This window comes from Trinickia sp., from assembly GCF_051961175.1.
GTDB lineage: Bacteria > Pseudomonadota > Gammaproteobacteria > Burkholderiales > Burkholderiaceae > Trinickia.
Window position 1 is genome coordinate 1 of sequence record NZ_JBQCDN010000305.1, and the last position, 12934, is coordinate 12934.

A 12934-nucleotide genomic window follows, 5' to 3' on the forward strand; every position below is an offset into this window, starting at 1 on the left:
CCCGTCTCGCGTACGAAGGCTTGCCGGTGCGCGAATGCACGCTGGACGCGCCGTTTGAAAAACGCGTGATCGATCGGCTCGCCTTCGTCGAAGCTCCAGGCGCGCAGGCGAATCTGCGAGTGCGGGCTGTAGGCCGCCCGTGCCAGGAAGCGGCCGTCGTGGGCGCGCACCACGACGGTCGCGCCCGATGAGGGCTTGCCTTCGACGCGGTCGATCGCGTTGGCATAAATCCACGGATGGCGGCGCAACAGCGATTTTTCCTTCGAGGGCTTCAGCGTAACGGTGTTCATCGATGACTTGAGCAAAAACGAGGTTGAGCGGCGCCGGGATGGCGCGCGCCTTCTGCGCGCGGGCGCGTCAATCGCGCTTTTTGGCGCGCGGGTGAGCGGTGTCGTAGATCCGCGCGAGGTGTTGAAAATCGAGCGACGTATAAATTTGCGTCGCGGCGACGCTGGCGTGGCCGAGCAGCTCTTGCACCGCGCGCAGATCGCCGCTCGATTGCAGCACATGGGTGGCAAACGAGTGGCGCAGCACGTGCGGGTGCACGTTGGCCGGGATGCCCACGCGCAGCGCGGCGCGCTTCACGCGCTCGCGCACGGCGTTTGGCGACATCCGCGAGCCGCGTACCGACAGAAACAGCGGGTGCGGATCGGTTTTCACGAACTGGCCGCGTACCGCGAGCCAGGCGGTGAGGGCATCGATCGCCTTGCGGCCGACGGGCACGGCCCGTTGCCGCTTACCCTTGCCGAGCACGGTCACTTCGGCCGATCCCATGTCTAGCCAGCCGGCCGATCGGTAGCCATCGCCTTCGAAGAAAACCGCATCGAGCCCGACGAGCTCGGAAAGCCGCAGCCCCGACGAGTAGAACAATTCGAGGATCGCATGATCGCGCAGCCCCTCGGCAGTATCGGCCGCGCTGCCTTCCATCAGGGCGGCCGCGTCGTCGACGGAGAGGGCCTTCGGCAACCGCTTGGGCTGCTTCGGCGCTCGCACCGCCGCGACCGGGTTGGCCGGGAGTTCGATGCGCTCCGCCAGCCACCGGTAGAACGCGCGCCAGGCCGACAGGCGATGCGCGATCGAGCGCGCCGACAGCCCGCCCGCATGGGCTCGAGCGACCGCGCCGCGCATATCGACGGCCGACAGGCTCGCGAGCGGCCTGCCGTCGGCCAGTTGCGAAAGCATGTCCAGTTCGTGCGCGTAGCTGCGCAGCGTGTGCTGGGACAGCCGCCGCGCGTGTGCGAGGCCGGCAAGGTATTGCGCGATCAGTTCGGAATCGGCCGTAGGCACGGGGGCGCTCGTCGTTGGCAGCGTGCGTCGGCGGCCTTATCGTGCAAGCAGCCGGCTCAGCGCCGCACTGGCGAGCGCACCGATCTGCACGAGGAAGTCCGTTGCCATGCCCTCATGGAACCGCCGCGGATCGGGCGAGCCCATGACGAGCAAGCCGAACGCCGGCGCGGCTGGCGCCGCAGGGGCAGCCGAATCGGGCGCGGCCTGCGCGGCATCGACGTTGTCCGCGCGCGGTTCGCGCAAGGTGAGCAGCACGACCGACTGAACACCCGACGCCTCGCTCGCCGCGGTGCCGCCGGCTGCGGTCGCGGCGTCGCCGGCCGCCAGCCATTGGGCTGCCTCGAAGCCCGAGTTCGCCCCGCAGTACGGGGCATCGAGACCGTTGGCGAACAGCCGCACTTCCTCGCCCACTTGCCGCGCGAATTCGGCGTCGCGATACGTATCGGCGACGTCCCACAGGCGCAACGCCGCTTGCGGCACGTCGAAGACATCCATGAGCCCCTGGGCGACCGTGCGCGGCAGGGCGTGGGCGTCGCGCTCCGCGATCACGTGGGCCGTCCAGCGGTTGAACTTGGCCGCGATGCTGTCGTTCTCGTGGCCGTAGCGCAGCAGTTCGGCGAGGCGCCGCTCGAGCAGCTTGTTCTTTTCGCGGAGCATGTCCATCTGACGCTCCTGGAGCGAGACGGCGGCTTTGCCGTGCGGATTGGCGAGCCGGATGGCGGCCAGCAGCTCGGCGGGTTGCGAGAAGAATTCGGGGTTGGCGAGCAGATAGTCGGCGACTTCGCGATCGTTCATGGTGTCGGCAAAAGAGCGGGCTTGTGCGAAATGGGTGAAAGGGCGGAGGGTGATTTCGGCGTCGAGCCGTCGATCCGGATGTTAATCGGCGAGTTCGATTTCGCCCGCGAAAACGGTCGCGGCGGGCCCCGACATCATGAGCGCCGCGGTTTCGTCGCGCGCACCGTCCCAGGCGATCGTCAGGGTGCCGCCGAGCGCGTGCACGGTGACAGGCGAGTCGAGCAGCCCGCGGCGGATGCCGGCCGCGACGGCGGCGCAAGCACCGGTGCCGCAGGCGAGCGTCTCGCCCGCGCCGCGCTCGAATACGCGCAGTGATATTTCGCTGCGCGAGCGCACCTGCATGAAGCCGGCGTTGACCCGCTGCGCAAAGCGCGGATGGTGCTCGATCTTCGGGCCGACGCTTGCGACAGGAAACGTGCGGACATCGTCGACGACGTGCACGGCGTGAGGATTGCCCATCGATACGACCGAGACCCAGTAGGTATCGCCTTCGATGTCCAAGGGCCACAGCGTATCGGCGCCTTCGGGACGGCCGGCGAGGCCGTTCGCGTCGAATGGCACGCGCGCAGGCTCGAATACGGGGGCGCCCATGTCCACGACGACTTCGCCGTTATCTTGCATCGTGAGCGTGATGAGGCCGCCGTGCACTTGCACGCGCACGCTGCGCTTGTCGGTCAGCCCGGTGTCGCGGACGAATTTGACGAAGCAGCGCGCGCCGTTGCCGCAGTGTTCGACTTCGCCGCCGTCGCAATTGAAGATCCGGTATTTGAAGTCGGCCTCTTCGACGGTGGGCGGCTCGACGAGCAGCAGCTGATCGGCGCCGACACCGAAATGGCGATCGGCGAGCGCGCGGACTTGCTCGCTCGTCAGGGCGAGCGGCCGGCTGTAGCCGTCGAGCACGACGAAGTCGTTGCCGGCGCCATGCATCTTGGTGAATTTGAGCTTCATGATGGCGGCTATTGTAAGGGACGGCCGAGGTGCCGCGCTTGTACCGTGCGGTGCGCTCGCGGCTGCGCTCAATCGTAGACGCTCGGCGCCCCAGGCGGCCGCGTCTTGAACCGCTTGTGCACCCAGTAATACTGCTCCGGCATCTTCACGATCTGCTCTTCGAGAAACGCGTTCATATAGCGCGCGTCGGCGTCGTCATCGCCCGTCGGGTAGTGCTCCCACGGCTTGAACACCTTCAGCCGATACCCTTTGTAGTTGGGCAGCACCTCGCCGATGAACGGCAGCACCTGCGCCTTGCCGACCTGCGCGAAGCGGCCGACCGCTGTCAGCGTGCAAGTGGGGATCCCGAAGAACGGCACGAACGTCGAATTGCGCACGCCGTAATCCATGTCCGCGCCCAGCATGACCGGCTTGCGCTCGCGCAGCCAGCGCAGGACCACCCGCGCGCTGTCCGCGCGGCTCGCCATATCGGCACCGAAGCGGCCGCGCGCCTGCTTCGCGATTTCCTCGAGTTCGGCATTCGACATCGGCTGATAGAGTGCGGCGCACTGACGCTGCAGCGCCACGTTGATGAAGACCGAGCCCGCTTCGATGCCGACGAAATGAAACCCGAGCAGCAGTGTGGGCGGCATGTCGGGATCGGTCAAATCAACTTCGCTGTCGACTTGGACGAGCTTTTCGAGTTTCTCGAGGGAGCCGAACCATTGCACGCTGCGCTCGACATAGCTGCGGATCGCGTGACGAAAGTGCTGGCTTGCGATCTTCTCGCGTTTTTGCTCGCTCCACTCGGGAAAGCACAGTTTCAGGTTCGTATGAACGATGCGCCGGCGCCCGCTCGGGATTTGATAGAGCAGCCAGCCAAGGCCGTCGCCCAGGCGCGCGACGAACCCGTACGGCAAGATCGCAAGGAACTTGAGCAGGCCGATGGCGAGCTTGGTGCCGATGCGCTTCAGCATGCGCAAGCCCCGTGCAGGAACGGAGAAGTCACGCGCCCCGGCGGCGCGATGCCCGCGGCGATGGATGTGCACGGCGCCCAATGCGCCGAGTAGACGGAAAGAGACACGGCAATTCGCTCTGTGACAATCTCAAGAAGCCGCTATAATAAGGGCTTCGCCGAGTTAATAGACAACTTGCGGGGCGAAGTCCGCCGGGCGCCAGCAGCGTCCGAACGATATGGAAATCCGCTAAAGCGTCGCCGCTTCAGGCTCTCGAAGTTGGCTACGTGAACTCAAAACCGTAACCAAGGAGCCTAACAAGTGGCAAACGACTACCTCTTCACCTCCGAATCCGTCTCCGAAGGCCATCCCGACAAGGTCGCCGATCAAATTTCGGACGCGATCCTCGACGCCATCCTCGCGCAGGACAAATACTCGCGCGTTGCCGCCGAAACGCTCTGCAACACGGGCCTCGTCGTGCTGGCAGGTGAAATCACGACCACGGCCAACGTCGATTACATCCAGGTCGCGCGCGACACGATCAAGCGTATCGGCTACGACAACACCGATTACGGTATCGACTATCGCGGCTGCGCGGTGCTCGTGGCGTACGACAAGCAATCGCCCGACATCGCTCAAGGTGTGGACCGCGCGCACGACAACAACCTCGATCAAGGCGCGGGCGACCAAGGCTTGATGTTCGGCTACGCCTGCGACGAAACGCCCGAGTTGATGCCGTTGCCGATTCACCTCTCGCACCGTCTCGTCGAGCGTCAAGCCTGCCTGCGCCGCGACGGCCGCCTGCCCTGGCTGCGCCCCGATGCGAAGTCGCAAGTGACCGTGCGTTATGTCGATGGCAAGCCGCATTCGATCGACACCGTCGTACTGTCGACGCAACACGCGCCGGACATCGATCTGTCCGCGCTGCGCGAAGCCGTGATTGAAGAAGTCATCAAGCCCACGCTGCCGGCCGATTTGATCAAGGGCGACATCAAGTTCCTCGTCAATCCGACGGGCCGTTTCGTCATCGGCGGGCCGCAAGGCGACTGCGGCTTGACGGGCCGCAAGATCATCGTCGATACGTACGGCGGCGCGGCACCGCATGGCGGCGGCGCGTTCTCGGGCAAGGATCCGTCGAAGGTCGACCGCTCGGCCGCCTACGCCGGCCGTTATGTCGCGAAGAACATCGTGGCCGCGGGCCTGGCCTCGCGTTGCTTGATCCAAGTGTCGTACGCGATCGGCGTGGCGCAGCCCACTTCGGTCATGGTCAATACGTTCGGCACCGGCAAGGTGTCGGATGCGACGATCACGGCGCTCGTGCGCGAGCACTTCGACCTGCGTCCGAAGGGCATCATTCAGATGCTCGATCTGCTGCGCCCTGTCTACGAAAAGACGGCCGCCTATGGCCACTTCGGCCGCGAAGAGCCGGAATTCTCGTGGGAAGCCACCGACAAGGCGCTGGCACTCGCCGAAGCGGCCGGTACGGAGCCGGTAGCGGAAGTGGCTTAACGATTCGTCGATACCGGCACCTGTCGCCGCGCGTCGAAAGCGCGCGGTCGTCGGCTCAATCGAATGAAGAAACCCCGGCTCAAGGCCGGGGTTTGTTTTTTGGACGCGCTCGCCGCCCTAACCGCTATCCGTCTTCGCCGACTTCGGCCGGATTGGGTAAATCGGGCAGCGGTTTATCGGTCGGCGGCTCTGGCTCGCCGTTCGGCTTGGGTTCCGTGCCCTTCGCCGGCGAAGCCGGCTGCGCCGGCCGCTGAGCGTCGCCGCCAGCACTTGCTTGGCCGACGAAGCGGTAATGGGCCTCCTCGTCAGGAGTCGATACAGTTGTCATGGGCCTTCCTCCGTAAAACTGATCCGGATACGAAGGCCGCGCAAGGCCTATGCCGTCACACGTAGCCCCTTCGGCACCCTCGTTGCGGACCGCATCTTGCGATTCGGATCCGCCCCTGATTCTGCCGGTCACGCACACGCGATCGCCCGCATGGGCGCAGGGTTTAATCCCAGCAGTTACGAAAGGCGACCGCGGCGATGACGGGTACGCAGAGGACGAGCGGAATAGCGAAGTAGGGGACTTCGAGATCGGTGGTCCAACTATAGATGAGCCAGCCGACACCAGCCGCGAGCGTGCCGACGCCGACGAGCGCCGTGAGCACGTTGAGCGTGCGTTTGGATGGGCCCTTGCGTGGCTGCCCTTTGGGAGACGGCGTATTCATCGCGGATCCTGACGCATCGCAGTCAGGCCAGTCGGTATCGATCCGTCGATTTTACCCTTGCGCCACGGTGCGGGAAACGCCGCGAGAAATGGGGACGCCATCGTGCTGCGCCCACTGCCCGCGCCGCTAGCGTGCCGCAAATGCAAACCAACCCGCGCTGGCGGAGAGGCGGCGCGGCCGGCGATTGCCGGTCAACGTGGGCGCGCTGCCCGCACCGGCGCGACGACGCGCCGCTGAGCGGTGCAGCAGCCCTCTTAGCAGCAAGCGGCGCGCGCGCGTTCCGCTGCGCAGCGCGGAGAGGACGGCTTGCAGCCACGCGCGGAACAATCCGCCGGCAGGATGCGTTCGAACCGGCGCCGCTTGGCGGCGTGAAAGGACGTCGGCGCGGGCGGCATGGTGCCGCAGCGAGCGTACTGACGTTCTGTGCACCGAGCGCGCCGCGCTGAGCGTGATCCGGATTCGGTTATGACGAGAGGCAGGACGTTTGTGCATGATGAGGGCAAGCGGTAAGCGGGCTCGCGATAAGGGCGAGGCCGCCGCATCGACGCATCAACCGTGCCACGCACGGCGCAAGCGGGCGGGGGATGATCGGCGTGATCCGGACGAAATGGAGGGAGATGGCATCGGCGCGCGACGAAAAACGGGGTCGCAAGCGGCCAGGACTGGCAGTCGACATCTGAAGCAGCCTACACGCGAATCGTGACGCGTGTAAGTCGTGCAGACCCCTGCACAGGGATAGTGCCGCGACGCACTGCTCACGAGCGCTTTAAAATGAATGTTTCCGCCCCGAGCGGCCGCCTAGCCAAGGAAGGTTTCATGTCAGCGCAATCGAAAAAAGAACAAGTGCATGAGCTGCGCGAGCGCGGCTTCGTCGTCGTGAAGGGCCTCGTCTCAGCCGAGCGGTGCGCGGCGCTCAAGGGGGTTGCATTGCAGCAATTGCACGAGGCCGCGCAGCCGATCGAATACGAAGCCGATTTACGCTATCCGGGCGCGCCAGAATCGAAGCATGCGCCGGGTGGCCATACGGTCCGGCGTCTTCTCGACGCCTATGTCCGCGACGCCCTGTTTCGCGAGTGGGCGAGTGCGCCGGAAATCAGGGGCTGGATGGAGCTCTACTTCGGCGAGGCGCCGCGCCTTTCGCGCGCGCATCACAACTGCATGATGACGAAGCATCCGGCGTACGGCAGCTTGACGGGCTGGCATCGCGACGCGCGGTATTGGTCGTTCGAACGAGACGATCTCGTATCGACCTGGCTCGCGCTCGGGAGCGAGACGGTGCGCAACGGCGGGCTTTGGTTCGTGCCCGGCTCGCACACCATGACGTTCACCTCGGAGCGGTTCGATGCCCACAAGTTCTTCCGCGCGGATGTGCCCGAGAATGAGGCGTTGATCCGTGCGGCGGTATCGCCGGAACTCGATCCCGGCGACGTCGTCTTCTTTCACTGCAACACGTTGCACTCGGCGGGGCAAAACCTCACCGACGATGTGAAATTCTCGCTCGTGTTCACCTATCACGGCGCCAGTAACGTTCCGCTGCCCGGCACGCGCTCCGCGTCGAAACCCGAAGTGACCCTCTGAGCGCCCCTGGGCCCTATGCGTCGCCGTTGGTGCGACGCATAGGGCCCGGGCACCCGAGGCGCTCAGCGTTTGCTGGAGGACACCGTCAAGCCGATGAGGCCGGCCAGCGTGGCGGCGACTCCGCCCGCGATCAGCCAGATGGTCTTGTTGGTGGGCGCACCGGTAAACACGCGCGATACGTCGTTGGAAAGCGAGTGGAACGATTGGCCGCCGAAGTACAGCAACACGATGCCACCCGCGATCAACGCCAGTGAAATTGCTTTGGACATGGACACTCTCATTGGTGGTTCGAGCAGCCGGCAGTGTATGAAACTTGCCATGAACGTGTCCATCGATTCGCACCCGTTTCGTCGCGCGGCAAGCGCCGCCGCCGATCTTCTCCATGTACTCATCGAGGATTCTCATGGCCTATGAAGCTGCCTCAACGCGTTACTCGGACATGCAATTTCGCACCTGCGGGCGCTCGGGGCTGAAACTGCCCGCGCTGTCGCTCGGCCTGTGGCACAACTTCGGCGATACGACGCCCCTCTCGACGCAGCGCGAGATTTTGCGCACGGCGTTCGACCTCGGCATCACGCACTTCGATTTGGCCAACAATTACGGGCCGCCCTACGGCAGCGCCGAGACGAATTTCGGCCGGCTGTTCAAGGACGATTTCCGCCCGTATCGCGACGAGTTGCTGATTTCGACGAAGGCCGGCTGGGACATGTGGCCCGGGCCCTATGGGCAAGGAGGCGGCTCGCGCAAGTATGTGCTGGCGAGCCTCGATCAGAGCTTGCAGCGCATGGGGCTCGATTACGTGGACATCTTCTACTCGCACCGGTTCGACGCCGATACGCCGCTCGAAGAAACGGCCGGGGCGCTCGCCAGCGCCGTGCATCAGGGCAAGGCGCTGTACGTCGGCATTTCTTCGTACTCCGCCTCGAAGTCGCGCGAGATGGTCTCGCTGCTGCGTGAGCACAAGGTGCCGCTGCTGATTCATCAGCCTTCGTACAACATGCTTAACCGCTGGATCGAAAGCGAGTTGCTCGATGCGCTTGAAGAGGTCGGTACGGGTTGCATCGCTTTCACGCCGCTCGCGCAGGGGTTGCTGACATCGAAGTATCTGAACGGTGTACCCGGCGACGCGCGCGTGAACAAGCCCGGCGGCGGCTCGTTGCAGCAAAGCCACCTGAGCCCCGAAAACATCGAGCACGTGCGCAAGCTCAATGACATTGCGAAACGGCGCGGGCAAAGCCTCGCGCAAATGGCGCTGGCGTGGGTGCTGCGCGATGCGCGCGTGACTTCGGCGCTGATCGGCGCGAGCCGCGCGGAGCAGGTGCGCGAAAACGTGGGTGCGCTCGCGAACCTCTCGTTCTCAAGCGAGGAAATGGCCGAGATCGACCGCTATGCGACCGAAGGCGGCATCAACCTTTGGGAAAAGCCCTCCACCGATCAGCGCATCTGAGACGCGCGATCGGTTGCCCCGCCCCGTGTTCGTCGATCAACGCTGGGCGGCGCCCGCTACATGAGTGCAGGCAGCCCTTCGACGAGCACGACGGCGAACATGACGCCCAGTAATGCGCCCACCACGCGCAGGACGTTATGGAGGAAGCGTGAGGACGTCGGTAGCGCGCCAAGAAAGAGCGCCCCCGCGAACGCCATCGGAATGACGAGGATGAAATCGCTAATCGTGAAATAGGTTGTTGGCATGCTCGTCTCCCCCTTTTTTCGCTGCAGTGCAACGCCGCAAACGTGCTTATGCGTTGATCGAGTATAGGAGACGCGGAGGGGCACGCGGGCGAGAGCGGCCATGCACGGTATTTCGGCTGCCACGTTGGTTCGCGTATGAAGGGCAGGGCTATGCTCGTCCGGGAGCCCGGTAAGCGCGGGACGAGCGTTTGAGAAGCGATGCTTGCCGATCCATCACTCGCGCGTCTGCCCCGAGGCAGCAGGCGGCATGGGCTGCGGGGGCTGCGCTCCCGAGTGATAGGCGGTGGTGGCCGTGGGTTTCACGTCATCGGTGCCGTTGTGCGCACAGGCTCCCAGCGCCCCCATCATCAGTGCGCACCCGGCGGCGCTCAGCATGCGCAACCACCGCGTTGGCCGCGTGCTGCATCGCAAAAGTTCGTTCATCGTCGCTCTCCTTCTCAACCCGCGCGCGAAGCCTCGCCACAGGCTTTCGGCGTCGCCCCATGCGCCCGTTCTCCGAGCGAGGTGCGGCATGGTTCGGGCGCGCAATCGCTGTGCCGTTGCAGCAAAACCGCTGAGGTTCAATTCGCATTGCTGCGGCGCAATGACAGCGACGCTTCATCACGCGTTATGCTTGGACTATACCGCCTCGTACGCGTAACGTAGCGCGGTGTGAATCGCGGGTGGACAGCGAAGATCCGGGGGCGCAAATAAGATGGGCAGACGGAACGCTCGGTATTTAAATGGTCAGCGTTTTGTAAGGGCGATCGCGAGAAATAGCGGTCAATTGGGCTTTACATTCGGCTTTCCTGGTTGACCGGTTCCGTGAACAATCGAGTCATCGTTTAACGCTCCGGAGGGGAGACATCATGCAAATCGGTTCGATCGTCAGGTCGGTGCATATGGCGGTGCCATCCGGCGCGCGCGGAATCGTCATGCGCATACTCGGCGATATGGCGATGGTCGTCTGGTTTGCCGGCGAGCCCGGCGCGTCGCTGCAATTGAATACCGAGCCCTTTTTCCTCGAAGATCTCATCGACACGGGCGAGCTTGTCGCGCGTCCGGCTGGATCGTTGGTTCATTAAAGTTCGGTTTGCGCATCGCTTCGACGTAGGCTTCGACGTAGTCGTGCTGTAGTTGGCCAGGGCGTGTGCCGATGCGGCACAATGCCGGCATGAACGAGCCCTTCTCCGATTCCCCCTACCTGCCCGGCAGCCAAGCCGCGCATCCATTCACCCGGCTCACCCCGGAATGCGTGCTGGACGCACTCGATAGCGTGCTGGCCACCACTGGCGTGCGCACCGACGGGCGCCTGCTGCCGCTCAACAGCTACGAAAATCGCGTCTATCAAGTCGGCGTCGAGGACGGACCTCCTGTCGTCGCGAAGTTCTATCGGCCGCAACGATGGTCGGACGAAGCGATCCTCGAGGAGCATGCGTTCGTCGCCGAACTCACGCAGGCCGAGATTCCCGCCGTACCGGCACGCGAAGTCGACGGCCGGACGTTGCATACGTTCGACGGCTTCCGATTTGCGGTTTTCGAGCGGCGGGGCGGGCGCGCGCCCGATCTCGATCGCCGCGACACGCTCGAATGGATGGGGCGCTTCATCGGCCGTATTCATGCGGTGGGCAAGCGCAAGCCTTACACGGCGCGGCCGACGCTCGATATCGCCAGCTTCGGCCATGAGCCGCGGGACTTTCTGTTATCGCATGCGTTCCTGCCGCCCGAGCTGTGTGCTTCTTATGAAGCCGCGGCGACGCTGGCGCTCGAAGGCGTCGAACGCGCCTTCGAGGCCGCGGGCGATGTGGCTCACCTGAGGCTGCACGGCGATTGCCACGCCAGCAACGTGCTGTGGACCGATGCCGGCCCGCATTTCGTCGATTTCGACGACAGCAGAATGGGGCCGGCCATTCAAGATCTGTGGCTGCTGCTGCCCGGCGGGCGCGCCGAGGCATCGAGCGCGCTGGCCGATCTGCTCGCGGGCTACGAGGACTTCTGTGAGTTCGAGCCGCGCGAGCTGCATTTGATCGAGGCGCTGCGCACGCTGCGGCTGCTGCACTACGCGGCTTGGCTGGCCCGGCGCTGGGACGATCCCGCGTTTCCCGCGGCTTTTCCGTGGTTCAACACGCAGCGATATTGGGAAGAGCGCGTGCTCGAATTGCGCGAGCAAATCGGCGCAATGCAGGAAGGGCCGCTCTGGCCGGTTTGATGCATGGCTGCAGCGCGGTGAACCCCCAGGGGCAGGTTCTTTCTTTGTCACCTTGCCCCTTTGCCTTTTTACAGTTTGAGCATCAGGCGCATGACGGCGTGAAAACGTCGCCCGTAAGGCGGCAGCAATAGCGCCCGCGCGTTGATGCGCGGTTGCATCAGCACGGGTTTCATCTTCGAGAACGTCGTGAAGCCCTCGTAGCCGTGATACGCGCCGATACCGCTTGCCCCCACCCCGCCGAACGGCAGTCCCTCGCAGGCGATCTGCAGCAGCGTCTCGTTCACTGCGACGCCGCCCGACACCGTTTCACGCAGCACGCGCTCGATCGTTCGACGTTCGTCGTCGAACAGGTAAAGCGCGAGCGGCCTCGGCCGCGCGTTGACGTAGCGCAGGGCGTCGTCGAGCGTGTCGTACGGCACCAGCGGCAGTAGCGGGCCGAAGATCTCCTCGTGCATCAGCGCGCACGTCTCGGGCGCGTTCGTCACGATGCAGGGCGGGAATTGCCGGCTCGACGCATCGGGCGCGACATCCGTCAGCGGGTGAAGCGCGGCGCCGCCGGCTACCGCTTCGTCCGCCAGTTCGCGCATGCGACCGAAGTGGCGGGCGCAGACGAGTGTCGTGTAATCGAGGTTGCGGGAGAAGTCGGGGTAGAGCCGGCCGACGCGCGCTCGCGCGCGATCGACGAACGCATGCTCCATGCCGCGCGGCAAGAGCACGTAGTCGGGCGCGATGCAGGTCTGCCCGGCATTGAGCGTCTTGCCGGCGAGGATGCTGTCGACGGCCGTATCGAAGCGCGCATGAGGCCCTATGATCGCCGGCGATTTACCGCTCAACTCGAGTGTGACGGGGGTGAGATTGGCAGCGGCGGCGCGCATGACTTCGCGCCCGACGGCGGTCGAGCCGGTAAAGATCAGATGGTCGAACGGCAGCGCGCTAAACGCCGCGCCCACTGATGCATCGCCTGTGACAACGGCCACCTGCTCGCGTGCGAACGTGCGCTCGATCAATCGCTGAAAGCATTCGGCGGTGCGCGGCGTGAGCTCCGACATCTTGACGATTGCGCGATTGCCCGCCGCGAGCGCGCAGATCAACGGGCCGACGGCGAGCAGAATCGGATAGTTCCACGGTGCGACGATCCCGATCACGCCAAGCGGCTGCGGCATCACTTTCGCCGTGGCGGGCCGCAGCCAAATGCCGGTTGCGCGCCGTTGCGGTTTCATCCAGCGCTTACCGTGCTTCAGCGCCGAATCGATTTCGCTCTTGGCGAGCCAAAGCTCGGAGAGCATGAGTTC

At 64.8% G+C, this 12934-nt stretch carries 15 protein-coding genes and 1 pseudogene; 5 read left to right on the forward strand and 11 right to left on the reverse strand.

Features of this window, described 5'->3' with window-relative positions; all coding sequences use genetic code 11:
• The 5 genes and pseudogenes from ACTHL0_RS18455 to ACTHL0_RS18475 form a co-directional block, all read right to left on the reverse strand.
• Positions 1-290 (reverse strand): annotated as a pseudogene (locus ACTHL0_RS18455) (23S rRNA (cytosine(1962)-C(5))-methyltransferase RlmI); the annotation flags it as partial.
• A 67-nt stretch (positions 291-357) separates the two neighbouring features.
• A complete protein-coding gene (xerC, locus tag ACTHL0_RS18460) occupies positions 358-1287 on the reverse strand; it encodes a tyrosine recombinase XerC (RefSeq protein WP_440568279.1) in 930 nt (309 codons plus the stop codon).
• A 36-nt stretch (positions 1288-1323) separates the two neighbouring features.
• Positions 1324-2082, reverse strand: a complete 759-nt coding sequence (locus ACTHL0_RS18465; RefSeq protein ID WP_440568280.1) for a DUF484 family protein — start codon at positions 2080-2082, stop codon at positions 1324-1326.
• A gap of 81 nt (positions 2083-2163) precedes the next feature.
• Complete coding sequence (gene dapF, locus ACTHL0_RS18470; RefSeq protein ID WP_440568281.1) at positions 2164-3030, reverse strand: diaminopimelate epimerase; 867 nt, start codon at positions 3028-3030, stop codon at positions 2164-2166.
• 68 nt (positions 3031-3098) lie between these two features.
• Complete coding sequence (locus ACTHL0_RS18475; protein WP_440568282.1) at positions 3099-3986, reverse strand: lipid A biosynthesis lauroyl acyltransferase; 888 nt, start codon at positions 3984-3986, stop codon at positions 3099-3101.
• 300 nt (positions 3987-4286) lie between these two features.
• On the opposite strand from ACTHL0_RS18475, the gene metK reads away from it, so the two are divergent.
• Entirely contained in the window at positions 4287-5474 is a 1188-nt protein-coding gene (gene metK, locus ACTHL0_RS18480) for a methionine adenosyltransferase (RefSeq protein WP_440568283.1), read from the forward strand.
• Positions 5475-5598: 124 nt separating this feature from the next.
• Here metK and ACTHL0_RS18485 read toward each other — a convergent pair whose 3' ends face one another.
• Complete coding sequence (locus ACTHL0_RS18485; RefSeq protein ID WP_440568284.1) at positions 5599-5802, reverse strand: hypothetical protein; 204 nt, start codon at positions 5800-5802, stop codon at positions 5599-5601.
• Between the two features lie 163 nt (positions 5803-5965).
• Positions 5966-6184 carry a hypothetical protein gene (locus ACTHL0_RS18490; protein ID WP_440568285.1) on the reverse strand — a complete coding sequence of 73 codons (219 nt, stop codon included), beginning with the start codon at positions 6182-6184 and terminating at the stop codon, positions 5966-5968.
• Between the two features lie 816 nt (positions 6185-7000).
• On the opposite strand from ACTHL0_RS18490, the gene ACTHL0_RS18495 reads away from it, so the two are divergent.
• Positions 7001-7762, forward strand: a complete 762-nt coding sequence (locus ACTHL0_RS18495) for a phytanoyl-CoA dioxygenase family protein (protein WP_440568287.1) — start codon at positions 7001-7003, stop codon at positions 7760-7762.
• 62 nt (positions 7763-7824) lie between these two features.
• Here the strand turns inward: ACTHL0_RS18495 and ACTHL0_RS18500 are convergent, their stop codons facing one another.
• Positions 7825-8031, reverse strand: a complete 207-nt coding sequence (locus tag ACTHL0_RS18500) for a DUF3185 family protein (protein ID WP_440568288.1) — start codon at positions 8029-8031, stop codon at positions 7825-7827.
• A gap of 134 nt (positions 8032-8165) precedes the next feature.
• Between ACTHL0_RS18500 and mgrA the strand changes: the two genes are divergently transcribed.
• A complete protein-coding gene (gene mgrA, locus ACTHL0_RS18505) occupies positions 8166-9209 on the forward strand; it encodes an L-glyceraldehyde 3-phosphate reductase (protein ID WP_440568289.1) in 1044 nt (347 codons plus the stop codon).
• 56 nt (positions 9210-9265) lie between these two features.
• Here mgrA and ACTHL0_RS18510 read toward each other — a convergent pair whose 3' ends face one another.
• Both ACTHL0_RS18510 and ACTHL0_RS18515 read right to left on the reverse strand, forming a co-directional pair.
• A complete protein-coding gene (locus ACTHL0_RS18510) occupies positions 9266-9454 on the reverse strand; it encodes a hypothetical protein (protein ID WP_440568290.1) in 189 nt (62 codons plus the stop codon).
• 213 nt (positions 9455-9667) lie between these two features.
• The gene (locus ACTHL0_RS18515; RefSeq protein ID WP_440568291.1) at positions 9668-9877 is read right to left on the reverse strand and encodes a hypothetical protein; all 210 of its coding nucleotides are present in this window, start codon (positions 9875-9877) and stop codon (positions 9668-9670) included.
• Between the two features lie 425 nt (positions 9878-10302).
• On the opposite strand from ACTHL0_RS18515, the gene ACTHL0_RS18520 reads away from it, so the two are divergent.
• Together ACTHL0_RS18520 and ACTHL0_RS18525 are read left to right on the forward strand one after the other, a co-directional pair.
• Positions 10303-10518 carry a hypothetical protein gene (locus ACTHL0_RS18520; protein ID WP_102645611.1) on the forward strand — a complete coding sequence of 72 codons (216 nt, stop codon included), beginning with the start codon at positions 10303-10305 and terminating at the stop codon, positions 10516-10518.
• Positions 10519-10607: 89 nt separating this feature from the next.
• On the forward strand, positions 10608-11642 hold the full coding sequence (locus ACTHL0_RS18525) for a serine/threonine protein kinase (RefSeq protein WP_440568292.1): 1035 nt from the start codon (positions 10608-10610) through the stop codon (positions 11640-11642).
• A 68-nt stretch (positions 11643-11710) separates the two neighbouring features.
• Here the strand turns inward: ACTHL0_RS18525 and ACTHL0_RS18530 are convergent.
• Positions 11711-12934 (reverse strand): coniferyl aldehyde dehydrogenase (locus tag ACTHL0_RS18530; RefSeq protein WP_440568294.1); only part of this gene is annotated, 1224 nt, incomplete at its 5' end.